This is a genomic window from Kineococcus rhizosphaerae (genome assembly GCF_003002055.1).
Classification (GTDB): Bacteria; Actinomycetota; Actinomycetes; order Actinomycetales; family Kineococcaceae; genus Kineococcus; species Kineococcus rhizosphaerae.
On sequence record NZ_PVZF01000001.1, the window covers coordinates 721,639 to 744,479 of the forward strand.

At 74.3% G+C, this 22,841-nt stretch carries 25 protein-coding genes; 11 read left to right on the plus strand and 14 right to left on the minus strand.

Annotation, left to right across the window (positions count from 1 at the left end):
• Positions 1–57 precede the first annotated feature (57 nt).
• On the plus strand, positions 58–1,062 hold the full coding sequence (locus CLV37_RS03495) for an LLM class flavin-dependent oxidoreductase (protein WP_106206942.1): 1,005 nt from the start codon (positions 58–60) through the stop codon (positions 1,060–1,062).
• Positions 1,063–1,131: 69 nt separating this feature from the next.
• Positions 1,132–1,338, plus strand: a complete 207-nt coding sequence (locus CLV37_RS03500) for a hypothetical protein (RefSeq protein WP_106206944.1) — start codon at positions 1,132–1,134, stop codon at positions 1,336–1,338.
• On the opposite strand, the gene CLV37_RS03505 is transcribed toward CLV37_RS03500, so the two are convergent.
• Both CLV37_RS03505 and serA read right to left on the minus strand, forming a co-directional pair.
• Positions 1,329–1,907, minus strand: coding sequence for a metallophosphoesterase family protein (locus CLV37_RS03505; protein WP_106206946.1), 579 nt, complete (start codon positions 1,905–1,907; stop codon positions 1,329–1,331). The two genes, CLV37_RS03500 and CLV37_RS03505, sit on opposite strands and share 10 nt — an antisense overlap.
• Positions 1,907–3,136: a phosphoglycerate dehydrogenase gene (gene serA, locus CLV37_RS03510; RefSeq protein ID WP_245885220.1), complete on the minus strand. Its 1,230-nt coding sequence runs from the start codon at positions 3,134–3,136 to the stop codon at positions 1,907–1,909. The genes CLV37_RS03505 and serA overlap by 1 nt, the downstream gene beginning before the upstream one ends.
• A 383-nt stretch (positions 3,137–3,519) precedes the next feature.
• On the opposite strand from serA, the gene CLV37_RS03515 reads away from it, so the two are divergent.
• On the plus strand, positions 3,520–5,247 hold the full coding sequence (locus CLV37_RS03515; protein WP_106206948.1) for a hypothetical protein: 1,728 nt from the start codon (positions 3,520–3,522) through the stop codon (positions 5,245–5,247).
• 6 nt (positions 5,248–5,253) lie between these two features.
• On the opposite strand, the gene CLV37_RS03520 is transcribed toward CLV37_RS03515, so the two are convergent.
• Together CLV37_RS03520 and CLV37_RS03525 are read right to left on the minus strand one after the other, a co-directional pair.
• Complete coding sequence (locus tag CLV37_RS03520; RefSeq protein ID WP_106206950.1) at positions 5,254–5,928, minus strand: SDR family oxidoreductase; 675 nt, start codon at positions 5,926–5,928, stop codon at positions 5,254–5,256.
• Between the two features lie 63 nt (positions 5,929–5,991).
• Complete coding sequence (locus tag CLV37_RS03525; RefSeq protein WP_106206952.1) at positions 5,992–6,354, minus strand: TraR/DksA family transcriptional regulator; 363 nt, start codon at positions 6,352–6,354, stop codon at positions 5,992–5,994.
• Between the two features lie 71 nt (positions 6,355–6,425).
• Between CLV37_RS03525 and CLV37_RS03530 the strand changes: the two genes are divergently transcribed.
• Positions 6,426–6,881: a pilus assembly protein CpaE gene (locus CLV37_RS03530; protein WP_106206954.1), complete on the plus strand. Its 456-nt coding sequence runs from the start codon at positions 6,426–6,428 to the stop codon at positions 6,879–6,881.
• Between the two features lie 15 nt (positions 6,882–6,896).
• On the opposite strand, the gene CLV37_RS03535 is transcribed toward CLV37_RS03530, so the two are convergent.
• From CLV37_RS03535 to CLV37_RS03550, 4 genes are all read right to left on the minus strand, one after another.
• Positions 6,897–7,802: a proteasome assembly chaperone family protein gene (locus tag CLV37_RS03535; RefSeq protein WP_106206956.1), complete on the minus strand. Its 906-nt coding sequence runs from the start codon at positions 7,800–7,802 to the stop codon at positions 6,897–6,899.
• Positions 7,803–7,848: 46 nt separating this feature from the next.
• The gene (gene nrdR, locus CLV37_RS03540) at positions 7,849–8,352 is read right to left on the minus strand and encodes a transcriptional regulator NrdR (protein ID WP_106206958.1); all 504 of its coding nucleotides are present in this window, start codon (positions 8,350–8,352) and stop codon (positions 7,849–7,851) included.
• A gap of 112 nt (positions 8,353–8,464) precedes the next feature.
• A complete protein-coding gene (locus tag CLV37_RS03545) occupies positions 8,465–8,920 on the minus strand; it encodes a LysM peptidoglycan-binding domain-containing protein (RefSeq protein ID WP_211298334.1) in 456 nt (151 codons plus the stop codon).
• A 178-nt stretch (positions 8,921–9,098) separates the two neighbouring features.
• Entirely contained in the window at positions 9,099–9,368 is a 270-nt protein-coding gene (locus CLV37_RS03550) for a DUF2277 domain-containing protein (protein ID WP_106206960.1), read from the minus strand.
• 179 nt (positions 9,369–9,547) lie between these two features.
• On the opposite strand from CLV37_RS03550, the gene lexA reads away from it, so the two are divergent.
• The gene (lexA, locus tag CLV37_RS03555; protein ID WP_106206962.1) at positions 9,548–10,288 is read left to right on the plus strand and encodes a transcriptional repressor LexA; all 741 of its coding nucleotides are present in this window, start codon (positions 9,548–9,550) and stop codon (positions 10,286–10,288) included.
• Here lexA and CLV37_RS03560 read toward each other — a convergent pair.
• The 3 genes from CLV37_RS03560 to hflX form a co-directional block, all read right to left on the minus strand.
• Positions 10,285–10,950, minus strand: coding sequence for an aspartate/glutamate racemase family protein (locus CLV37_RS03560; RefSeq protein WP_106206964.1), 666 nt, complete (start codon positions 10,948–10,950; stop codon positions 10,285–10,287). The genes lexA and CLV37_RS03560 overlap by 4 nt on opposite strands.
• Positions 10,951–11,000: 50 nt before the next feature.
• The gene (locus tag CLV37_RS03565; protein ID WP_281260499.1) at positions 11,001–13,049 is read right to left on the minus strand and encodes an ATP-dependent DNA helicase; all 2,049 of its coding nucleotides are present in this window, start codon (positions 13,047–13,049) and stop codon (positions 11,001–11,003) included.
• Between the two features lie 91 nt (positions 13,050–13,140).
• The gene (hflX, locus tag CLV37_RS03570; RefSeq protein ID WP_106206966.1) at positions 13,141–14,706 is read right to left on the minus strand and encodes a GTPase HflX; all 1,566 of its coding nucleotides are present in this window, start codon (positions 14,704–14,706) and stop codon (positions 13,141–13,143) included.
• 100 nt (positions 14,707–14,806) lie between these two features.
• Between hflX and CLV37_RS03575 the strand changes: the two genes are divergently transcribed.
• On the plus strand, positions 14,807–15,448 hold the full coding sequence (locus tag CLV37_RS03575) for a class I SAM-dependent methyltransferase (protein ID WP_106207458.1): 642 nt from the start codon (positions 14,807–14,809) through the stop codon (positions 15,446–15,448).
• Here the strand turns inward: CLV37_RS03575 and dapF are convergent.
• Together dapF and miaA are read right to left on the minus strand one after the other, a co-directional pair.
• A complete protein-coding gene (dapF, locus tag CLV37_RS03580; protein ID WP_106206968.1) occupies positions 15,432–16,358 on the minus strand; it encodes a diaminopimelate epimerase in 927 nt (308 codons plus the stop codon). The two genes, CLV37_RS03575 and dapF, sit on opposite strands and share 17 nt — an antisense overlap.
• Complete coding sequence (gene miaA, locus CLV37_RS03585) at positions 16,355–17,338, minus strand: tRNA (adenosine(37)-N6)-dimethylallyltransferase MiaA (RefSeq protein WP_106206970.1); 984 nt, start codon at positions 17,336–17,338, stop codon at positions 16,355–16,357. Before miaA ends, dapF begins: the two co-directional genes overlap by 4 nt.
• Positions 17,339–17,399: 61 nt before the next feature.
• Between miaA and CLV37_RS03590 the strand changes: the two genes are divergently transcribed.
• The gene (locus tag CLV37_RS03590) at positions 17,400–17,720 is read left to right on the plus strand and encodes an antitoxin (RefSeq protein ID WP_106207460.1); all 321 of its coding nucleotides are present in this window, start codon (positions 17,400–17,402) and stop codon (positions 17,718–17,720) included.
• Positions 17,721–17,891: 171 nt separating this feature from the next.
• On the opposite strand, the gene miaB is transcribed toward CLV37_RS03590, so the two are convergent.
• Entirely contained in the window at positions 17,892–19,394 is a 1,503-nt protein-coding gene (gene miaB, locus CLV37_RS03595; protein ID WP_106206972.1) for a tRNA (N6-isopentenyl adenosine(37)-C2)-methylthiotransferase MiaB, read from the minus strand.
• Between the two features lie 117 nt (positions 19,395–19,511).
• On the opposite strand from miaB, the gene CLV37_RS03600 reads away from it, so the two are divergent.
• The 4 genes from CLV37_RS03600 (at position 19,512) to CLV37_RS03615 (ending at position 22,833) form a co-directional block, all read left to right on the plus strand.
• Positions 19,512–20,291, plus strand: a complete 780-nt coding sequence (locus CLV37_RS03600) for an amino acid ABC transporter ATP-binding protein (protein ID WP_106206974.1) — start codon at positions 19,512–19,514, stop codon at positions 20,289–20,291.
• A 39-nt stretch (positions 20,292–20,330) separates the two neighbouring features.
• Positions 20,331–21,251: a glutamate ABC transporter substrate-binding protein gene (locus tag CLV37_RS03605; RefSeq protein ID WP_106206976.1), complete on the plus strand. Its 921-nt coding sequence runs from the start codon at positions 20,331–20,333 to the stop codon at positions 21,249–21,251.
• A gap of 65 nt (positions 21,252–21,316) precedes the next feature.
• Entirely contained in the window at positions 21,317–21,991 is a 675-nt protein-coding gene (locus tag CLV37_RS03610) for an amino acid ABC transporter permease (RefSeq protein ID WP_106206978.1), read from the plus strand.
• Positions 21,988–22,833, plus strand: a complete 846-nt coding sequence (locus CLV37_RS03615; protein WP_106206981.1) for an amino acid ABC transporter permease — start codon at positions 21,988–21,990, stop codon at positions 22,831–22,833. The genes CLV37_RS03610 and CLV37_RS03615 overlap by 4 nt, the downstream gene beginning before the upstream one ends.
• Positions 22,834–22,841: the final 8 nt, after the last annotated feature.

Genomic DNA, 22,841 nt, shown 5'->3' on the forward strand with positions numbered 1-22,841 from the left:
GGTTGACGACCCTACGCGCGACCTGCGACACCTGCTCCCGTGAGTTCCGCGAGTCCCGTGAGCGTCCCCCTGTCCGTGCTGGACCTGTCCTCCGTCCCCTCGGGCCACCCGCCGTCGGTGGCGCTGCGCCGCAGCGTGGACCTGGCGCGGGCCGTGGAGGGGATGGGGTACCACCGGTACTGGGTCGCCGAGCACCACAACTCCCCCGGCGTCGTCTCGGCCCCCGCGGTGCTGGTCGGGGCGATCGCCGCGGCCACGACGACGCTGCGCGTGGGCGCGGGCGGGGTCATGCTGCCGAACCACTCCCCCCTGCAGGTGGCCGAGACGTTCCGGGCGCTGGAGGCGCTGCACCCCGGGCGCGTCGACCTGGGTCTGGGCCGGGCCCCGGGCACCGACGGCCGCACGGCCCTGGCGCTGCGGCGCTCGCGCGAGGCGCTGGTGCGCGACGACTTCACCGACCAGCTCGCCGAGCTGCGCGGGTTCGTCGACGGTTTCGAGCCCGGGCACCCGTTCGCGGGGATCGCGGCCCAGCCGACGGACGTGCCGCTGCCGCCGGTGTGGCTGCTGGGTTCCAGCGACCACGGGGCGCAGCTCGCGGCCGGCCTGGGGACGGGCTACGCGTACGCGGGGCACTTCGGGGCCCTGGACCCCGTCGAGGTGCTGCGGTCCTACCGGGCGCGGTTCGTGCCCTCCCGGTGGCGGCAGCGGCCGCACGCGCTGCTGGCCGTGTCGGTGGTCGTGGCCGACACGGCCGACCGCGCAGCCGAGCTGGCTCACGCCGTGACGCTGTCCACCGTGCGGCTGCGCCTGGGCGCGCCCGGCCCGCTGCCCACGCCGGAGGAGGCTGCGGCGCACCGCTGGACGCTGGCCGAGCGCAACACCGCCGGGCGTCTCGCGCCGCGGCCGGTGGTCGGGACGGCGGCCGAGGTCGTCCCGGTGCTCGCCGACCTCGTCGAGCGCAGCGGCGCGGACGAACTGCTCGTCGTCACCGCCGTGCACGACCCGGCCGAGCGCGCCCGCTCCTACGAGCTGGTCGCGGCGGCCTGGGGCGACGCCGGGTGACTTGATGGGCCGAACGGGTGAACTCCCGCGGACGCCTCAACCACGCGCCGTGAGTGCCGATGGACCGGCATGATCAGCCTCGAGAGCGCCACCTGGGCCTCGCAGGCCGTCACCGTGCCTGCGATCGTCCGCACCGACCCCCAGACCACCCCCGACGAGCGCGAACGCCGCCGCCGGCCCGCGATGGTCATCCGCCGTCCCACCGCGGACGACGCCGTCGAGGTCGGCCCAGCCGACGCGACGCACCCCGCGGGCCGGGTCGACATCTACCTCTGAGGCACCCGGGGAGGCACCCGGGGAGGCACCCGGGGAGGCACCCGGGGAGGCACCCGGGGAGGCACCCGGGGAGGCACCCGTCGCAGTGCGACGGACGAGATCCCGCCGTCCCGGACGTCGAGCTCCAGCCAGGTCCCCGTCGGCTGGCGCCGACGGTCCGTCGGCGACCCCGGGTTGAGCAGCCTCAGTCCCCGCGGCGTCGTGGTGTCCCAGGGGATGTGGCTGTGCCCGAACAGGAGGACGTCGAGGTCCTGGGCGTACGCGGCGTCGCAGCGTCGTTCCCGGCCCGTCCTGTCCCCGGTCTCGTGGACGACCCCGAACCTGACCCCGTGGAGGGTGAAGGTCGTGAACTCGTCCAGGTGCGCCCGGACGTCGGCGCCGTCGTTGTTGCCGGCGACGCCCACGAGCCGCGCCGACCGCTCCCGCAGGGCCAGCACGGTCGCCGCGTCGCACCAGTCCCCCGCGTGGACGACGAGGTCGGCGGCCTCGACCGCCGCCCACACCGGCGCGGGCAGGTCCTTCGCCCGCGCCGGGAGGTGGGTGTCGGAGACCACGACCACCCTGCTCATCAGCTGAGCTGACGCACCCGGACGGTCTCGGGCAGCTCGCGCAGCCGGCGGCCGACCTCGTCGGCGGCGGGCGCGGCGATGTCGGTCACGACGTACCCCAGGTCCCCGCGGGTCGCCAGCTGCTGGCCCTCGATGTTCACCCCGGCCTCGGCGAGGACGGAGTTGATCGCGGCCAGGACTCCCGGCACGTTGCGGTGCAGGTGGGCCAGCCGGACCGTGCCGGGGGTCGTCTCGGTGCCCAGCGCGGGCAGGTTCACCGACAGGGTCGTGGCGCCGTAGAGCGCGTAGTCGCGCAGCTTGGCGGCCACGAAGCGGCCGATGTCCTCCTGGGCCTCCTCCGTCGACCCGCCGACGTGCGGGGTCAGGATGACGTTGGGCAGCCCCCGCAGCTCGGAGTCGAAGCCGTGCCCGGACCCCTTGGGCTCGGTGGGGAACACGTCGATCGCGGCCCCGGCGATGTGCCCGCTGCGGACGTGCCGGGCCAGCGCCTCGTGGTCGACGACGAACCCGCGCGAGAGGTTGAGGAAGATCGAGCCCGGCCGCATGCGGGCGAACTCCTCCTCGCCGAAGAACCCGGAGTTGGACTGGCGGCCGTCGACGTGCAGCGTCACCACGTCGGCGATCTCGAGGACCTCGTGCAGGCTGCCGCAGCGGCGGGCGTTGCCCAGGGCGAGCTTGTCGGTGCGGTCGTAGAAGAAGACGCTCATGCCGAGGGCCTCGGCGACCACGGACAGCTGCGAGCCGATGTTGCCGTAGCCGATGATCCCCAGCCGGCGGCCGCGGACCTCGTGCGAGCCCGCGGCGGACTTGTCCCACACCCCGGCGTGCATGGCCTGGTCCTTCACCGTCAGCCGGCGGGTCAGCGCGATGATCTCGGCGAGGGCCAGCTCCACGACGCTGCGGGTGTTGCTGTACGGGGCGTTGAACACCGCGACGCCGTTGGCGGCCGCGGCGAACAGGTCGATCTGGTTGGTGCCGATGCAGAACGCGCCGACGGCCCGCAGGTCGGGGGCGTTCTCCAGGACCTTGGCGCTCACCTGGGTCTGCGAGCGGATGCCGAGCAGGGAGACGCCGGGCAGGCGTTCGAGCAGCTCGGACTCGTCGAGCGCACCGGACGCGGTCTCGACCTCCCACCCGGCCTCGGACAGCAGGGTCCGGGCGTCGGCGTGGATGTTCTCCAGCAGCAGCGCACGCCCGGTGCGGGCGGGCGTCAGGTCGGGGGCGGACACGCGTGTTCCTCCAGCTCAGCGACTCAGGTGGGACGCCAGTCTCCCGCACTGAGGGCTGCGCGGGAGAACGGGTGCGCCGGGCGTGAGCGGTTCTCGCCCTCAGTAGTCACTCTGCGTCATCCCGGTGAGGGACCTCGGCGTTCGGGTGGTCCTGCCCGCCGAGGCTCGTCACCCACCGTCGCACGCTTCGCACGGTTGCACCGCAACGCTTCACCGGCCGGACACCGCTCACGGACGAGCGCACGGGATTGGGCGGACCGGGCGACGATCTCCACAGAGCGTTGCTCTCCGTCACGGATGTGCGGTTGTCCTCGTCGAACCGCCGTTCCTACCGTTCCCCCACACGACGTGCGACGCACCACGTCCGGAGGGAGGAGCCTGCCGTGCACCGCTCCCCGTCCCCGCGCCACGACCCGGCGGTCCTCGTCAGCGCCGCCGGCCGGCCGGCCGAGAGCACCGGCCCCGACCTCGGGGTGGCCGTCCCCGGACCACGGCGCGCCGACCGCCTCGAGGCCGTCCGCGGACAGGGACCCCGGCACCGGGCCCCCCTCGAACCCCGCCCGCCGAGGACGCCGACCGCCGACCACCTCCTGGTCGTCCTGGCCCTGGCGGTGACGGCCCTGCTCGTCGCCGGCGTGGGGCTGCCCGCTCCGGCGGCCGCCGGAGTCCTCGTCGTGGGGCTGTCGTGCGTGGGCGGGCCGTTGCTGCGGGTGGCCGGGATCGCCCTGCCCGACCCGCTGGCCCGGTTCGTGCTCGGGGTCGCCGGCGGCGTGGTCGTCGTCACGGGTCTGCTGCGGCTGGTGGACGCGGTGGGCTGGACGCCCCCGGTGCCCGCGACGGCACTGGGCGGGCTGGTCCTCGTCGTGGTCGGCCGCTTCACGGGCCCCCGCGCCCGCGGCCCGCTGGAGCCGGCCCGGCTGCGCCGGACCCTGGGTCTGCTGCCGCTGGCGGCGCTGCCCGCCCTCGCCTGGATCGACGCGTCGTCCTCGCCCTCGCGCCCCGGCTGGCTGCGCTCGGCCGTGCTGGTCGCCGGTCTCGTCCTGCTGGCCCGGCTGAGCCTGCCGCAGCGGCACGGGTCACCGCGCCGGGTGCGCCGGGCGAGCGTCGCCGCCACGCTCTACGCCCTGGCCCTGGCGGTGCTGACGCCGTTCGCGGGCACGTCCCCCACCCCTTGGTCGACCGCGGCCGCCCGCCTCTTCGCCCTGTCCGGAGCCGACACCTCGCGGATCGTGCTGCCGGCCGTGACCGCGCTCGTGGTGGTCGCCGCGTGGCTGGCCGCCGAACGGGTGCTCGGCCCGTCCCCGGCCGTCGTCGCGGCCACCTTGGCCCTCGCCCTGCTGGTGACGACCCCGCCCGGCTGGGGGGACCTGGCGGTCGGCGCCGCCGCGCTGCTCGTCGTCACCGGCCGCGGGACGCGGGACCGACGGGCGCTGCGAGGACGGCGTGCGCTGGTCCTGACCCTGGGGGCGGGAGCGCTGCTCGCCGGACCGTCCGCGACGGTGTTCGCGGCGCAGGTGTGCCTGGCGACGCTCGTCACCGTCCTGCCCCGGCGGGCCCGGCGCGGCCGACGGTCCCGGCGTGGGCGACGGTCCCGGCGCGGGCGGCGCACCGTCCTGACCCCGGTCCTCGCGCTGGCGCTCGCCGGCGCGGCGTGGGTCGCGGTCGCGGTCCGCCACGGTCTCACCCTCGGTGGCGGACCCGTGACCCCGATCGCCCTGGTCCTGGGCGCGCTCGCGGCCGTCGGCCTGCTGAGCGCGGCGTTCCGCGCGTGGGCCCGCGCGCCGTGGCGCGACGGCGAGTTCCTGCTGCTGGCCGCCGCCGGGCTGCTCGTGCAGACCGTGGCCGCAGTGGCCGGGCACGATCCGGCCCGCTCGGCCGTGACGCAGGTGCTGCTGGTCCTCGCAGTGCCCGCGACCCTGGGCGTGCGGGCGCTGTGGTCGGTGCTGGCCGGTGCCCTGGGCCTCGTCCTGGACCGGGTGCCGGGACGGTGGTTGCGCAGCGGGGCCCGGGCCACCCGCGCTCACCGGCTCTCCCCGCCCCGCGCCGCTCGCACGGCACTCGTCGCCCTCGCGCTGTTCGCGCTGGTCTACGCCGGTCGCGCCTTCGGCTGAGTCCGCTCAGGCCCGGGCGACCGCCTCGGCGACGGGGACGTCGCCCTCGGCCAGCCCCAGCACGGGGGCCGGGGCCCGGCCGTCGACGAGCCGGTCCACGAGCCCCAGGACGGCGGCGGCCACGTCGGCGCGCGTCACCCGCCCGGAGTCGACGTCGGGGGCCAGCCGGACCGACCCCGTGCCCGGGTCGTCGGTCAGCGAGGCGGGGCGCAGGACGCTGACCCGCAGGCCGTCGCGGGCCAGCAGGTCCTCCTCGGCGGCGAGCTTGGCGCGCAGGTACGCCGTGAACACCTCGTCGACGCCGGAGGGTGTCGCACCGTCGCGCACGCGGTCGACCCCGATCGAGGAGATCAGCAGGTAGCCGGGCACCCCGGCGCGCTGGGCCGCGTCCGCCAGCAGCACCGCGGCCCGGTGGTCGACGGTGTCCTTGCGCTCGGCTCCGCTGCCCGGCCCGGCGCCCGCGGCGAAGACCACGGCGTCGGCGCCCGTCAGCGCACCCGCGACGTCGGCGACCGAGGCGCTCTCCAGGTCCAGCACGACCCCGCTCACGCCGGCCGCCCGCAGGTCGTCGAGGTGGGCCTCGTTGCGCACCAGCCCGACGACCTCGTCACCGCGATCCGCGGCCGCGGCCCCCAGCAGCAGGGCGATCTTCCCGTGTCCTCCGGCGATGACGATGCGCATCCGCCGACCGTAGGCAGCCGGCCGGCGGTCCGCACCTCCGGCCCCCGTTCGCGGGGGCGGGGTTCAGATCTTCTCGCCCACCAGGGTGGCGGCGTCGGGCAGCGCCTCGAGCCGCTCGGCGGGGATGGGCTCGCCGGAGACGATCGAGATCCCGTAGGTGCCCGCGTCGAGCCGCTTGAGGGCGTCCTGCACGCTGCCCAGGCGCCGACGGGCCCCTTCGAGCAGACCCTCGTTCTCCGCGGCCTGCTGCTCGTGGACCCCCATGTCGCCCGCGTCCTGCCCGCCCTCGGCGGCGTCGGGGGTGCTCCCGGCCTCCAGGCGTGCGGTGAGGTCGTCGATGGTGGCCTGCAGGTCGCGCTGCATCGTCTGCAAGCGCTCGCGGGCGGCGTCGAGCTCGGTGGCGTCGAGGTGGGAGCTGGCGTTCATGAAGGACGTTCCTACCCTGTGAGGGCCGTTCCGGCACGACGGGGGGTGCTCCGGGGTCCATGCTGGGGGGCGTGATCTCCGTCGACCTGGCCCTGCGCCTGAAGGAAGCCGGCCTGCCGTGGGAGCCCGCCTCGGGCGACCGGTTCGTCATCCCGCACCGGGACATGGACTCGGACGTCTTCACGCTGTCCGACATGACGATCGAGGTGCACGACCACCCCACGGGCCAGATCATCGGCTTCAACGGCACCACCGAGTGGGCCCTGGACTCCGTGGACCAGCCGGAGGCGTGCTGGCTGCCGGCCGAGCACCAGCTGCGGGAGCTGCTCGGGGAGCGCTTCACCCGGCTCGAACGCCGCGACGTCGGCGAGGAGACGGTCCACCGCGTGCTGCTGCTCGACGCCGAGGGAGCCGACGCGTTCGAGGCTCCCGACGCCGCCGACGCGTACGCCCTCGCGCTGCTGCACCACCTGTCCGGGGCCCGGGGCGGCAGCGTCGGGACCGAGGGCGCGACGCTGCCGGCCTGACCGGGCCGACCCGCCTCAGCCCTCCCCGGGTTCCTCCTCGCGCTTGGCCAGGAACCGTTCGAACTCCTCCCCGAGCTCGTCGGCGGTCGGCAGGAAGGCGCTGGCGGCGCCCGTGCCGCGGCCCTCGTCGCCGAACGCGTCGTACTGCTCCTCCAGGGCGGTGACGACGGCAGCCGCCTCGGGGGACTCCGCCACCTGCCGGTCCACCTCGACCCGCGTCTGCGACGCGGCCTCCTGCAGGGCCTGGACGTCGATGGAGACCCCGGTGGCGCCCGAGATCGTGCGCACGAGCACGGCCGCGGCGTCGGGGTGGTCGCTGCCGCCGAGGTAGTGCGGCACGTGCGCCAGGACGGACACCACGTCCCGGCCCGCCTGGGAACCGCGCAGGTGCAGCAGCGCGCTGGCGTGGCCCGGCACCTGCGCCTCCACGTCCCACGTGCGGTAGCCCTCCAGCAGCTCGGGCCGGCTGGCGCTGGCGGTGACCCCGCTGGGCCGGGTGTGCGGCACGGCCGTCGGCGCGGCCGAGAGCACCATGGTCAGCCCCACCCCCAGCTCGTCGGCGAGGTTCCAGACGGCGGCCGTGAAGCGTTCCCACTGCACGTCGGGTTCGGGCCCGGTCAGCAGCAGGAACGAGGAGCCCTCCTCGTCGAAGACCCGCAGCACCCGCAGCCGCGGTGGTTCGACGTCGAGCCAGTTCTGCCCGCCGAAGGTCATGGTGGGCCGCCGCGCGCGGTAGTCGTGGAGCTGGTCGACGTCGAAGGTGGCGACGACCTCGTGGCGGCAGGTCTCGAGGAGGTGGTCCACGCTGAGCCGCACGGCGTTGCCGGCGTCGACGAAGCCGGACAGGGCCACGACGAGGGGAGGGTCCACCAGGGAGGGGCGCTCACCCTCGTAGGAGTACAGGGAAGCGGGATCGAGCATCCCGCCATCATCCCCGGCTCGCGGCGGCGGTCCGAGCAGGGGTCCGTCAGCCGTGCGCGGGGACCGGCTCGACGGGATCGGCCGGCAGCGCGTCCGCACGCGCCTGGCGCTGGGCCCGGAGCCGGTCGATGGCCTTCTCGAAGTCCGCCATCGAGTCGAAGGCCTGGTAGACCGAGGCGAAGCGCAGGTACGCCACCTCGTCGAGCTCCTGCAGGAACGGCAGCGTGGCGAGCCCCACCTGGTGGGCGTCGATCTCGGCGGCCCCCTGGGCCCGGACGGCCTCCTCGACCCGGTGGGCGAGCAGCGCGATGTCGTCCTCGCTGACGGGGCGTCCCTGGCAGGCCTTGCGCACGCCCGAGGCGATCTTGGCGCGGCTGAACGGTTCGGGGGCACCGGAGCGCTTCAGGACGGTCAGGCTGGCCGTCTCGACCGTCGTGAAGCGCTTGGAGCAGTTCGGGCACTGGCGCCGGCGACGGATCGAGGTCCCGTCGTCGGTCGTGCGCGAGTCGACGACACGCGAATCCTCGTGCCGACAGAACGGGCAGTGCACCCCGACTTCCTCCCCCGCGACCGGACGACAGCTCTGGTCCAGCCTCGACCGTACGTCCAGGGCGGTGCAGCGGGCAACCGGCCACGGTGCACGGGCGGCGCCGGGCACGACGTCAGTCCCGGTCCGGCAGGGTCAGCCGCTGGCCGACCTGCAGGCTCATCGAGGGCAGCGCGTTCAGCGCGACGATCTCGTCGGCGACCTCGCGCCAGTCCTGCGACGGCGCCCACTCCTCCGCGATCGTCGACAGCGTCTGGCCCGGCAGGACGGTGTGCACGGCGGGAGCCGGGGCCCGCCCGGGGCCGACCCCGGCACCCGCGGAGGCCCCGGAGAGGGCCCCGGTCGCGACGATCACCGCACCGGCCAGGGCCGAGGCGGCCGTGCAGGTGAGGAGCAGGCGGCCCCGGCGCGTCAGGCGCAGGGGGCGGCGACGACCCCGCGCGGGACGGGCCGGGCGGGCGGCCCGCGCGGCGCACGGGCGCGCGCTGCGCTGCCGGGGCAGCTCGAGCGCGAGGGTCGGGCGGGGGGCGAGCGCGGGGGCGAGGGCGGGGGCGAGGGCGGTGGTGCTCACGAGCGTGGACCTCCATCTCGGTGGCACCGCGGATCGAACGAGTGTTCGATGCGGTGTGTCTGTTCTACCACCGTTCGAACGGCGGGACGCAACCCCCGGATCGGGGGGTGACGGGGACAGACGCTGCCACCGGCCTCCGACAGACGGCCTGACCTGCGCGGACGGCCTCGCGGGGCGCTCAGGGGGCGTAGCGCCGGGCGGCCCGCTCCCGGGCCTTGACCGCTTCGGCCTCCCGGTCCTTCGGCGGGGCGGTCGTGACGAGGTCGTCCAGCAGGTGGCGCGTCGCGTGCGCCACCTCGGCCACGGCCCGGTCGAACGCCTCGGCGTTGCGGGCCGACGGTCTCGTCGTGCCCGCGACCTTGCGGACGTACTGCAGCGCGGCGGCGTGGACCTCGTCGGTCGTGGCGGGCGGCTCGAAGTTGTGCAGCTGGCGGATGTTCCGGCACATGCCGACGACCCTAGGCAGCCGTCCCGCACGACACGCCGACCCGCGTGTTCGAACACCTGTTTGATCGGTGGGACGCTGCTGACTACGGTGTCGGCACCGGGTCGACGCGTCGGCCCGGTGGACGTGACCGCAGCAAGTGACCGCAGATCGTGTGCGCAGGACGGGACGGGGAGAAGGACGTGGCCGACGTGCTCGACGGGACCGACGACGGAGAGCTCGCCGACGAGCGGCTCGGCACGGTGCACGAGTTCCCCGACCCGCCCCTGGTGCGCGACGGCCTGACGAACCGGCAGCGTCGCGTCCTGGCCGCGATCCGCGAGGGCGTCGAGCAGCGCGGCTACCCGCCGAGCATGCGCGAGATCGGCCAGGCCGTGGGGCTGACGAGCCCGAGCAGCGTCGCCCACCAGGTCAAGACCCTCGAGAAGATGGGCTTCCTGCGCAAGGACCCGCGCCGCCCGCGCACCCTCGAGGTCGTCTCCCCCTCCCCGCAGTTCGGCTGGGGCCTCATCGCCGGCGTCGACGGCACGCCCGCCGAGGGCCGTCCGGCTCCGGCCTACGTCCCGCTCGTCGGTCGCATCGCCGCCGGCGGCCCGATCCTGGCCGAGCAGCTCGTCGAGGAGGTCTTCCCCCTGCCGGCGCAGCTGATCGGCGCCGGGGAGCACTTCGTGCTGCGCGTGGTCGGGGAGTCGATGATCGACGCGGCCATCTGCGACGGCGACTGGGTCGTGGTGCGCCGGCAGCCGACGGCCGAGAACGGTGACGTCGTCGCCGCCATGATCGACGGCGAGGCCACCGTGAAGGTCCTGCAGCGCAAGGACGGTCACGTGAAGCTCCTGCCGCGCAACCCCCTGTTCGAGCCCCTCGACGGCGACGAGGCGACCGTGCTCGGCCGCGTCACCGCCGTCCTGCGCTCGCTCTAGCGGACCGGCTGCACCAGCTCCACCGCGGCCTCGACCGCCAGTCGCGGCGAGGTCAGCACGGGCACGCTGAGGTCGCGCAGCAAGGGCGCCGCGTCGACCATGCTGGCCTGCGCGAGCACCACGACGTCGACCGGCGGGTCCAGCGGCAGCACCGCCCGCCGGACCGCGTCCGCCACACCGGTCGTGTAGGTCAGGAGGTCCCCCGCCTCGAAGGCCGACCAGGTGTCGGTGCAGCGCACCTCGACGAACTCCACGTCGCGCCCGGTCGAGTCGGCGCACTCGTGCAGCAGCGGCATCAGGGTCGAGGCCGCCTCGTCGAGGGAGGCCACGACGGCGATGCGCCGGCCCGCCAGGACCGCGGCCTCGGCCATCGGGCGGTCCACCCGCACGACCCGCAGCCCCATCTCGGCGCCGACGGCCTTGGCCGTGGGCCCGATGGTCGAGCAGGTGCAGACGACGACGTCGGCCCCCTCGCCCGCGAGGCGGCGCAGCCGGTCGCCGATCGCCCCCCTGACCGCCTCGAGACCCCGTTCGCGCGCCGCGGCCAGCAGGCCGGCGTCGACCAGGTGGCGGTCGGCGACGGTGTCGTCGCGTTCGCCCAGGAGGTCGCGGAAGGTGCGCACGTGCGCGTGCGCGGTGTGCAGGAAGCCGACGGTGGCCACGTCCCGAGCATCCCACGAAGGTGCCCGGCTGCCAGCGGGTGTCACGCAGATCACCCACCCAGCCGACGCAGCGCGGCCTGCACGGTCCCGGTCGAGGTCGTGGGCCAGAAGTCCGGCAGCGACTCGCGCAGGAACCCGCCGTAGCGCGCGGTGGCCAGCCGCGAGTCGAGCACCGCGACGACGCCCCTGTCCCCCGTCGCCCGGATGAGCCGCCCCGCCCCCTGGGCCAGGCGGACGGCCGCGTGCGCCACCGAGACCGTCGTGAACCCGTTGCCGCCGGCCGCGTCGACGGCCCGCGAGCGCGCCGACATGAGCGGGTCGTCCGGGCGGGGGAAGGGGATGCGGTCGATGACGACCAGGGTGCAGCTGTCGCCCGGCACGTCGACGCCCTGCCACAGCGACATCGTCCCGAACAAGGACGTCGAGGCGTTCTCGGTGAAGTCGCGCACGAGCTTGGGCAGCCGGTCGTCGCCCTGGCACAGCACGGGCGTCGACAACCGCCCCCGCATGGCCTCGGCCGCCTGCTCGGCGGCCCGGCGCGAGGAGAACAGGCCCAGCGTGCGGCCCCCGGCGGCCTCCACGAGGCCGGCGAGCTCGTCCATGACGGCGTCGTCGGACCCGGCGCGACCGGGCGGCGGCAGGTGGCGGGCGACGTAGAGGATGCCCTGGCGGCGGTAGTCGAAGGGCGAACCGACGTCGAGGCCGGTCCAGGGCGTCTTCGCGCCCTTCTCGCCCTTGAGGCCGAAGGCCCCCGCGACCGGGTCGAACGAGCCCCCGAGGGTCAGGGTCGCGGACGTCGCCACCACGGTGCGCTCGGTGAACAGCTTCTCGCGCAGCAGGCCCGCCACGGACAGGGGGGCGATGTGCAGGGAGGGCGCGCGCGAGGCCGGCCCGAAGGCGGCCGTCACCCAGGCGACGTCGAAGCTGTCCTGCGCCCCGCGGCCGACGTCCTCGGCCAGCCGGTCGGCGACCGAGAAGACCTCCTGCACCGCCGCCCTGGCCAGGTGCCGGGCCCCGCGGGACTCGGGGTCCTCCTCCTTGCCGGCGGACTCGTTGGCGTCCTTGAGGTCGGTCAGCGCCTGCCGGGAGGCGTCGCGCACCGCCACGACGGCGTCGGCCAGGGCGTCGGGCCACCGGTCGAGCCGGCCGGACGGGGCCTCGTCGAGAGCCGCCTCCAGGGCCACCGCGGCGTCGTCGAGGGCGTCGGAGACGATGCCGGCCGAGCGGCGCAGGCGGCGCGAGGCCGCGTGCAGGACCGAGGCCGACAGCTCGGCCGTGGCCACGGCCGTCACCCGGTCGGCCAGCTCGTGGGCCTCGTCGACGACGAGGACGTCGTGCTCGGGCAGCAGCTGCCCGTTGTTCTCCATGGCGTCGATGGCCGTCATGGCGTGGTTGGTGACCACGACGTCGACCTGCCGGGCGCGGGCGCGCACGCGCTCGGAGAAGCACTCCGCGGCGACGGGGCAGCGCTGGGCGCCGAGGCACTCGCGGGCCGAGACCGACACCTGGCGCCAGGCGCGGTCGCTGACCCCGGGGTCGAGCTCGTCGCGGTCGCCGGTGGCGGTCGTCTCGGCCCACTCCCGCAGCCGGACCACCTCGCGGCCGAGGCGTCCGCCGTCCCCGGCGCCGTCCGCCGCGGGGGCGGCGAGGTCGAACAGGGCCCCGTCGTCGCCGGGGAAGCCGCCGTCCAGCTTGTTGCGGCACAGGTAGTTGGCCCGTCCCTTGAGCAGCTCCCAGGTCGGTTCGCGGCGCAGCGCGGGGGCCAGGGCCTTCGCCAGCCGCGGCAGGTCCCGTTCGACGACCTGGGCCTGCAGGGCGAGCGTGGCCGTGGTGACGACGACCCGCCGGTCGGTGTGCACCGCGTGCGCGACCGCGGGCACGAGGTAGGCCATCGACTTGCCCGTGCCGGTGCCGGCCTGCACCAGCAGGTGCCGCCCGGTGCGGATGGCGTCGGTGACGGCCTGCGCCATCCGGGCCTGCCCCTCGCGCCGCTGGCCGCCGAGGGCGTCGACCACGGCGTCGAGGAGGTCGGCGGCCTCGGGGCCGTCGACCTCCTCGCGGTCGTCCTCGTCGGGCAGGGGCTCGGTCGACGTGCTCACCGGGCCATCCTCCCCCGCCGCTCGGACACGTCCGTCCACCGTCCACAGCTGCCGTCGTCGGCGGCGGCCCCGTGGACGGGCGGACGTCGCGTCAGGCCGTGCGCGTCAGCCGGAACCGCTCCAGCTCGGCGGCCAATCGGGGCCGCACGCGGGCCAGCAGCCGCGTGCCATCGGCCGTGTGCTCCTCGTCGAGGACCTGACCGGTCGTGTGGACCCGGTGGACCAGCTCGCCGCGGTCGTAGGGCACGACCACCTCGAGCTCGACGTCCGGGACCGGCAGCATCTCGGCGATGCGGGCCAGGAGCTCGTCCATCCCGGCACCCGTGCGGGCCGAGACGGCGACGGCGTTCTTCTCCTTGCGCAGCAACCGGTCGAGAACCTCGGGGTCGGCGGCGTCGGCCTTGTTGATCGCCACCAGCTCGGGGACGGCCGGGGCGTCGCGCTCGGTGTAGAGGTCCGACAGCACGGCCCGCACCGCGGCCAGCTGCCCCTCGGGGTCGGGGTGCGAGCCGTCGACGACGTGCAGGACGACGTCGGACTCGGCGACCTCCTCCAGGGTCGAGCGGAACGCCTCGACGAGCTGGTGCGGCAGCGCCCGGACGAACCCGACGGTGTCGGCGAGCGTGTACGGGCGCCCCTCGGGCGTCTGAGCGCGGCGCACGGTCGGGTCCAGCGTCGCGAACAGGGCGTTCTCGACCAGGACCCCGGCCCCCGTGAGCCGGTTCAGCAGCGAGCTCTTGCCCGCGTTGGTGTACCCGGCGATGGAGACGGCCGGGACGGCACGGGCGTGCCGCAGGGAGCGCTTCTCCACGCGGGTGGTGCCCATGCCCTTGATCTCGCGGCGCAGCTTGGCCATCCGGCCGCGGATGCGCCGGCGGTCCAGCTCGATCTTCGTCTCACCGGGACCGCGCGAACCGATCCCCGCACCGCCGGCGACGCGACCACCGGCCTGCCGGGACATCGACTCACCCCACCCGCGCAGGCGCGGGAGCAGGTACTCCAGCTGGGCGAGCTCGACCTGGGCCTTGCCCTCCCGGCTCTTGGCGTGCTGGGCGAAGATGTCCAGGATCACCGCGGTCCGGTCGACGACCTTGACCTTGACGATGTCCTCGAGACCACGGCGCTGGGACGCGGACAGCTCCCCGTCGCAGACCACGGTGTCGGCGCCCTCGGCGGCGACCAGGTCGGCCAGGGCCTGGGCCTTGCCGGAGCCGAGGTAGGTCGCGACGTCGGGTGTGGTGCGGCGCTGCAGGACCCCCGCCAGGACGTCCGAGCCGGCCGTGGCGGCGAGGGCGGACAGCTCCTGCAGCGAGACCTCGGCCTCGGCCCGGTTGGAGTCGGCGCTGGACCAGACCCCGGCCAGGACGACGCGCTCGAGGCGCAGCTGCCGGTACTCGACCTCGGTGACGTCGGACAGCTCGGTCGACAGTCCGGCGGCGCGGCGCAGGGCGCGACGGTCGGCGAGGTCGAGCTGGTCACCGTCGAAGCTGGTGTGCCCGTCCGGGTCGTCTCCGTGCACCTCCTGCGCCGCGTTCTCCCCGTGACCACGCAGGATGCGGGCGATGGCCCGGTCGAACTCGAGGCTCGACTCCGTGTCGCGGTCGGTGTGCGTGGGTTCCGTCGACGGCTCCGTCGCGGAAGCGTGGCGCTGGTTCATGGACCTCCTCGGTCGCAGGTGCCCGGTCTGTCCGGTGCACCCAGCGTGACACTCAACGTCGCGCGCGGCGAAGCTATTTCGCGCTCTAGGCTTGCGCGACGTGTCGCAGCCAGGTCCCCGACCCGATCCGCAGCCCGAGTCCCAGCACTACTTCACCGCCGCCCCGGCCACCCCCGACGAGCGCCGCGAGCTGACGGTCGAGCTGGCCGGCCGGCCGGTCACCGTCACCACCGCCCGCGGGGTCTTCAGCGGCGACCGGCTCGACAAGGGCACCGCCGTGCTGCTGCCGCTCGTCGAGCCCGACGAGGCGACCGGCGACGTCCTGGACCTCGGCTGCGGCTGGGGGCCCATCGCCCTGACCCTGGCGCTGCTGCGCCCGCACCAGCGCGTCCACGCCGTCGACGTCAACGAGCGCGCGCTCGACCTGCTGCGGCGCAACGCTTCCCGGCTGGGTCTCACCGTGCGCGCGAGCCTGCCCGACGACGTGGACCCGGACCTGGTCTTCGCGGAGATCTGGTCCAACCCGCCCATCCGGATCGGCAAGGAGGCCCTGCACGAGCTGTTGCTGCGCTGGCTGCCCCGGCTCGCCCCCGGCGGCGTCGCTCACCTGGTCGTGCAGAAGAACCTCGGGTCGGACTCGCTGCACGCGTGGCTGGGCTCGGGGGTGCTGCCGGGGACGACGACGACGCGGACGACGACGTCGAAGGGGTTCCGGGTCCTGTCCGTCAGGCGGGCAGCGTGAAGGTCCCCGTCGCCACGAGCTGAGCGGGACCCGAGAGCCAGACCGTCCCCTCCGACAGCGACGAGCCCGCACCGACGGTGACGACGAGCCGTCCACCGGGCACGCGCACGCGCCACACCCCCGGCGCCCCCTCACCGGCCCACGCGCGGGTCGCGAGCGCCGCGGCGCAGGCCCCGGTGCCGCAGGACCGGGTCTCGCCGGAGCCGCGTTCGTGGACGCGCATCGCGATGTCGCCGATGTCGCTGGTCCCGTCCCCGTCGACGTCGATGGCGTCGACGGGCACGACGAGCTCGACGTTGGTGCCGTGCGGCGGGACGGGCTGGACCTCGGGGGCCCGGGTGAGGTCGGCCGCGTCGAGCTCGGCGGCGTGGGGCAGGGCGACGACGGTGTGCGGGTTGCCGAGGTCGACCGACAGCGCGGGGCGGGCGACGCCGTCGAGGCCGTGGACCTGGACGAGGGCGTCGGAGCCGTCGGCGAGGGCCTGGGCGCCCCCGGTGAGGGACCAGCGCCCCAGGTCGGCGGTCCAGGACCCGTCCGGTTCGCGGCGCAGCCGCTTCAGTCCCGCGCGGGTCGCGACGGGGAACCAGGCGCCGTCCTCCACGGTCAGGTAGCCGTTGCGGGACAGGAACTCGGCGAAGACGCGGACGCCGTTGCCGCACATCTCGGCGATGGACCCGTCGGAGTTGCGGTAGTCCATGAACCACTCGGCCTGGCCGGCGAGCGCGGCGGCGTCGGGGTCGGCGGCCGTGCGCACGGCGCGGATGAGCCCGTCGCCGCCGAGGCCGGCGCGGCGGTCGCAGATCGCGGCGACCAGGTCGGCGTCGGGCTTCCACGCGCCGTCGGGGTCGGCGACCAGCACGAAGTCGTTCTCGGTGCCGTGGCCCTTGGTGAAGGTGATCTCGCCGCTCACGCCGCCGATGCTACGGGCAGCAGCTGCAGGACCCGGTGGGCGAGGTCGTCGGCGGTGGTGCCGTCGGGGGCCTCGAGCCAGTGCACGCGCGGGTCGCGGCGGAACCAGGACTCCTGCTTGCGGGCGAACCGGCGGGTGAGACGGGCGGTCAGCTCGCGGGCCTCGTCCTCGGTGGTGGTCCCGTCGAGGGCGTCCAGGACCTGCGCGTAGCCGAGCGCGCGGCCGGCGGTCAGCCCGTCACGCAGGCCGCGGCCCTCCAGCGCCCGGACCTCCTCGACGAGCCCGGCCGCCCACATGCGCTCCACGCGGGCGTCGATGCGGGCCACGAGCTGCTCGCGGGGGACGGCCAGACCGACCTGCACGGTGGGCCTCAGGTAGGTCTGCTCGGGCAGGGCGGCGGCGAAGGGCTCGCCGGTGATCTCGCCGACCTCCAGGGCGCGCACGATGCGCCGGCCGTTGCTCGGCAGGATCCGCGCGGCGGCCTCGGGGTCGGAGGCGGCGAGGCGGGCGTGCAGGGCCTGGGGTCCGACCCGTTCCAGCTCGGCCTCGAACCGGGCCCGGACGGCGGGGTCCTTGCCGGGGAAGCGCAGGTCGTCGAGGGCGGCGCGGACGTAGAGCCCGGAGCCGCCGACCAGGACGGGCACGTGCCCGCGTCCGGTGATGTCGTCGAACGCGGTGCGGGCCCAGCCCTGGAACCGGGCGACCTCGGCGGTCTCGGTGACGTCGAGGACGTCGAGGAGGTGGTGCGGGACCCCGCGGCGCTCGGCGAGCGTGATCTTCGCGGTGCCGACGTCCATGCCCCGGTAGAACTGCAGGGCGTCGGCGTTGACGACCTCCCCGGGGGTCCCGCGCTCGGCCAGCAGGCGCGCCAGGGCGACGCCGACGTCGGACTTGCCGGAGGCGGTCGGGCCGATGACCGCGATCAGCGGTGTCGGATCGGGAACGTTCGACTGGCCCACCGCGTCATCGTGGCAGAGCATGGGTGCCGTCTCGAACGCACCAGCTCGACCAGGCAGGGAAGGGGAAGCGGCCGTGGGGACCATGGACTACCTCAAGGGCAAGCTCGGCGAGGCGGCCGAGCAGGCCAAGGAGATCGCCGACGAGGCCCGGGGCAAGGCGGGCGCGTTCGCGGCCGAGCACTCCGGGCACGCCGACGGCGCGCTCGGCAAGGCCGGCGAGTTCGTGAACTCGCGCACCGGCGGCAAGTTCGCCGGTCCGGTGAGCAAGGTGAGCGACCTGGCCCGCAAGGGCGTGGACCTGGTGGCCGAGCAGGCCCCGCCGACGACGACCCCGGACGGCGGGACCCCGATGCGCGGGGGCGTCGCCTCGGACGGCACGCCGATGACGGGACCGGTCCGGTGACGATCCCGACGCCACCGCCGACGACGCCGGTGCCCCCGAGCCCGGTGCCGACCCCCGGTCAGCCCGGGGAACCCCCGATGCCCGACCCCGGCCCCACGCCGGGCCCGGACCCCGTGCCGGACCCGTCGGTCCCCCCGTCGAAGTAGACCCGGCCCAGCCCCGAGGGCGACCTCAGGAGCGGACGCGCAGCGACGGCATCCCGAGCCCGACGGGCCGGGGGCCGTCGTCCTGCGGTTCCGGACGCGCCTGGCGGGCCTCCCAGGCGTCGCCCGCGCGGGTGCGACGCACCGCGAAGCGGCTGAGGTCGTCGGCTTCGAGGTAGTGCGGGGCGCCGCGCGTGACCTGCACCGTGGCGACGTCGCCCGGTCGCAGGACGGTCCCCTCCGGGACAGCGAAGTGGACGAGGCGGTTGTCGGGCGCCCGCCCGGACAGGCGCTGCGTCGCCGCGTCCTTGCGCCCCTCCCCCTCGGCCACCAGCACCTCCAGGACGCGCCCGGTCTGGGCCTGGTTGTCCTCGTAGGTGATGCGGTCCTGCAGCGCGGTGAGGCGCTCGTAGCGCTCCTGGACGACCTTCTTCGGGATCTGGTCGGCCATGGTCGCCGCGGGCGTGCCCGGGCGCGGGGAGTACTGGAAGGTGAAGGCGCTGGAGAACCGGGCCTGCTCGACGACGTGCAGCGTGTCCTCGAAGTCGGCGTCGGTCTCGCCGGGGAACCCGACGATGATGTCGGTGGTGATCGCGGCGTCGGGGATGCGCGAGCGCACGCCGTCGATGATCCCCAGGAAGCGCGACTGCCGGTAGGACCGGCGCATGGCCTTCAGCACGCGGTCGGACCCGGACTGCAGCGGCATGTGCAGGCTGGGCATGACGTTGGGCGTCTCCGCCATCGCGTCGATGACGTCGTCGGTGAAGCTGGAGGGGTGCGGGCTGGTGAAGCGCACGCGCTCCAGGCCCTCGATGCCGCCGGTGGCGCGCAGCAGCTTGCCGAAGGCGAGCTTGTCGCCGAACTCGACGCCGTAGGTGTTGACGTTCTGCCCGAGCAGGGTGACCTCGAGCACGCCCTCGGCGACGAGGGCCTCGATCTCTGCCAGGACGTCGCCGGGCCGGCGGTCCTTCTCCTTGCCGCGCAGCGCCGGGACGATGCAGAACGTGCAGGTGTTGTTGCAGCCCACCGAGATGCTGACCCACGCCGCGTAGGGCGACTCCCGGCGCGTGGGCAGGGTGGAGGGGAAGGTCTCCAGCGACTCCAGGATCTCGACCTGTGCCTCGGCGTTGTGCCGCGCCCGTTCGAGCAGGACCGGCAGGGAGCCGACGTTGTGGGTCCCGAAGACGACGTCCACCCAGGGCGCCTTGCGGACGATCTCGCCGCGGTCCTTCTGGGCCAGGCAGCCGCCGACGGCGATCTGCATGCCGGGGCGGCGCTCCTTCACCGGGGCGAGGTGGCCGAGGTTGCCGTAGAGCTTGTTGTCGGCGTTCTCGCGCACCGCGCACGTGTTGAAGACGACGACGTCGGGTTCGACCGGTGCGTCCGTGCCCGCCTCGTCGAACCGGACGTAGCCCGCGTCCTCCAGCAGTCCCGAGAGGCGCTCGGAGTCGTGGACGTTCATCTGGCAGCCGAAGGTGCGCACCTGGTAGGTGCGCGGCGTGCCCGTCTGGGGTTCGGTCGTCGTGCTCATCGCTGCTGAGTCTACGTGGCCCCGGACGGGCTCGAACGGGTCTCGTTCGGGTCACGATGTGCATCCTCAAGGGCGGCACGGTGGACACGCTGAGCAGCTCCTGTACGTTCCAGCTCCATGAGTGACCACGTGCAGGCCCCTCAGCCGTCATCCCCGGCGCGCCGCCCCCTCGTCCGCCTCGACGGGGTGCAGAAGCACTTCGGCGCCCTGCACGTCCTGAAGGACGTCGACCTGACCGTCGCCGCCGGTGAGGTCGTGGTCGTCATCGGCCCGTCGGGGTCGGGCAAGTCGACGCTGTGCCGCACGATCAACCGGCTGGAGACCGTCGACGCCGGACGCATCACCATCGACGGCGCCGACCTGCCCAGCGAGGGCAAGGACCTCGCCCGCCTGCGTGCCGACGTGGGGATGGTCTTCCAGTCCTTCAACCTCTTCGCCCACAAGACGGTGAAGCAGAACGTCACCCTCGGTCCGGTCAAGGTGCGCGGGGTCTCCGCCGCCGAGGCCGGCCGGCGCGCCGACGCCCTGCTCGAACGCGTCGGCGTCGCCTCCCAGGCCGACAAGTACCCCGCGCAGCTGTCCGGCGGGCAGCAGCAGCGCGTCGCGATCGCCCGGGCCCTGGCGATGGAGCCCAAGGTCATGCTCTTCGACGAACCGACGTCGGCCCTGGACCCCGAGATGATCAACGAGGTCCTCGACGTCATGACGGGGCTGGCCCGTGAGGGCATGACGATGGTCGTGGTCACCCACGAGATGGGTTTCGCCCGCCGCGCCGCCGACCGCGTCGTGTTCATGGCCGACGGGCGGATCCTCGAGGACACCGACCCCGAGACCTTCTTCACCGCACCCGAGCACGCCCGCGCGCAGGACTTCCTCTCGAAGATCCTCACCCACTGAGCTCGACGACCAACCGACGACCCAGGAGACCCGAGAACCGTGAAGAACGTCAGAACCGTCGTCCTGGCCGGAGCGGCCACCGCCGTCCTCGCCCTGAGCGCCTGCGGGCAGGAGGGCTCGCCCGAGACCGCCGGCGGCGGGGGCGCCACCTCCGGTGGGACGCCCGCCGCGGCCCCCACCTACGCCGTCGCCACCGACGTCGCGATCACCGGCAGCCCCACCTACGACAAGATCAAGGCCGCGGGCACGGTGAAGATCGGCGTCAAGGCCGACCAGCCGGGCATCGGGCAGAAGGACGCCGGGTCCGGGCAGTACGCCGGGTTCGACATCGAGATGGCCAAGCTCATGGCCGCGAAGCTCGGCCTGGCGCCGGACAAGATCGAGTACGTCGAGACCGTCTCGGCCAACCGCGAACCGTTCCTGCAGCAGGGCACGGTCGACATGGTCATCGCCTCCTACACGATCAACGACAAGCGCAAGCAGGTCGTCGACTTCGCCGGCCCCTACTACGTCGCGGGTCAGGACCTGCTCGTGCGGGCCGACGAGGAGGAGATCACCGGGCCGGACTCCCTGGCGGGCAAGAAGGTGTGCTCGGTGGAGGGCTCCACCCCGGCCACCCGCATCCGCGACAACTACAAGGACGCCGACCTGGTGACCTTCGACGCCTACTCCAAGTGCGTCGAGCAGCTGACCTCCAACGCCGTCGACGCCGTCACCACCGACGACGCCATCCTGCGCGGGTACGCCGCCCAGCAGCCCGACGCGCTGAAGGTCGTCGGCAAGCCGTTCAGCGAGGAGCCGTACGGCGTCGGCCTGCCCAAGGGCGACACCGCCCTGCGGAACGCGCTCAACGACGCCATCGAGGGCGCCGTGACCGACGGGGACTGGAAGAAGGCCTACGACTTCACCCTCGGGGGCAGCGGCACCGACCCCGAGCCGCCCACGGTCGACCGCTACTGACCAGCGGCGCCCGGGGCCCCACCGACGTGGCCCCGGGCGCTTCCCCCCACCACCAAGGAGGTGACGTGCAGGTCGTCGTCGACAACCTCGACGTGTTCGGCCGCGGGATCTGGGGAACGGTCACCCTGTTCTTCTGGGCCACCCTCGGCTCGCTGGTCCTCGGGACCGTGCTCGCGGTGTTCCGCATCGCCCCCAGCGCCGCGCTGCGCGCGTTCGGCACCACGTACGTCAACGTCTTCCGCAACACCCCGCTGACGCTGATCATCGTCTTCTGCGTGTTGTGCCTGCCGACGCTGGGCATCACCTTCGGCGTCGGCACCGCCACGCAGTACCGGCTCTACGCGGTGCTGGCCCTGGTCGCCTACACCTCGACGTTCGTCTGCGAGGCCGTGCGCTCGGGCATCAACACCGTCCCGGTCGGGCAGGCCGAGGCGGCGCGCGCGATCGGGCTGCCGTTCACCGGGGTGCTGCGCCTCGTCGTGCTGCCGCAGGCGTTCCGCGCCGTCGTTCCCCCGCTGGGCAGCGTGCTCAACGCGCTGCTGAAGAACACCTCGGTCGCCTCGGCGGCGAGCAACTTCGAGCTGATCTCGGGGTTGCGGAACCTGGTGGAGCAGAACGGCAACGCCGTCATCAGCGTCCTCATCGGCATCACCGTGGCGTACGCGCTCCTCGCCGGAGTCCTCTTCGCAGGGGTCGGGCTCTTGGAACGCGCGTCGGCCCGGAACGGAGCACGCGCATGAGCCAGGTCCTCTACGACGCGCCGGGCCCGCGAGCGCGACGGCTCAACCACGTCCTGACCGTCGTCGGCATCGCGCTGTTCGCAGCGGTCATCGGGTTCGTGGTGTGGCGGTTGAACGACGCCGGACAGTTCGCGCCCTCGAAGTGGAGCGCTTTCGCCTACCAGGACATCCAGCGGGCCCTGCTCGGCGCCTGGTGGCGGACCATGCAGGTCGCCCTCGCGGCCATCGTGTTGTCGACGGTGCTCGGCGCGGTGCTGGCGAGTCTGCGCCTGTCGTCGGTGGGCGCGCTGCGCTGGACCGCCTACGGCCTCATCCAGCTGTTCCGCGCACCGCCGGTGCTGCTGCTGATGTTCTGGTTCTTCTACGGCGGCGGAGGCGGTATCCCCGTCTACTGGTGCGTGGTCCTGGGTCTGACGATCTACAACGGCGCGTTCATCGCCGAGATCCTCCGGGCCGGCGTCGAGGCGCTGCCCAAGGGCCAGAAGGAGGCCGGGCTGGCGATCGGCCTGACCGAGAGCCAGGTGCTGTGGACCATCCAGCTACCGCAGGCGGTCCGCTCGATGCTGCCCTCACTCGTCTCGCAGATCGTCGTGATCCTCAAGGACACCGCACTGGCGTACATCATCGGCTACTCCGAGCTGCTGCGCTGGGGCCAGCAGCTCGGGTCGCAGTACTTCAACCTGATCCCGGCGATGATCGTGATCGCCGTCGTCTACGTCGGGACGAACATGGTCATCGCCGGGATCGCGAAGGTCGTCGAGCGCCGGATGCGCGGCAGGACGTCGGGCAAGGTCACGATCGCCACCAACACCGCCCAGGTGGGCGCTGCCGGCGCCGTCTGACCCGACGG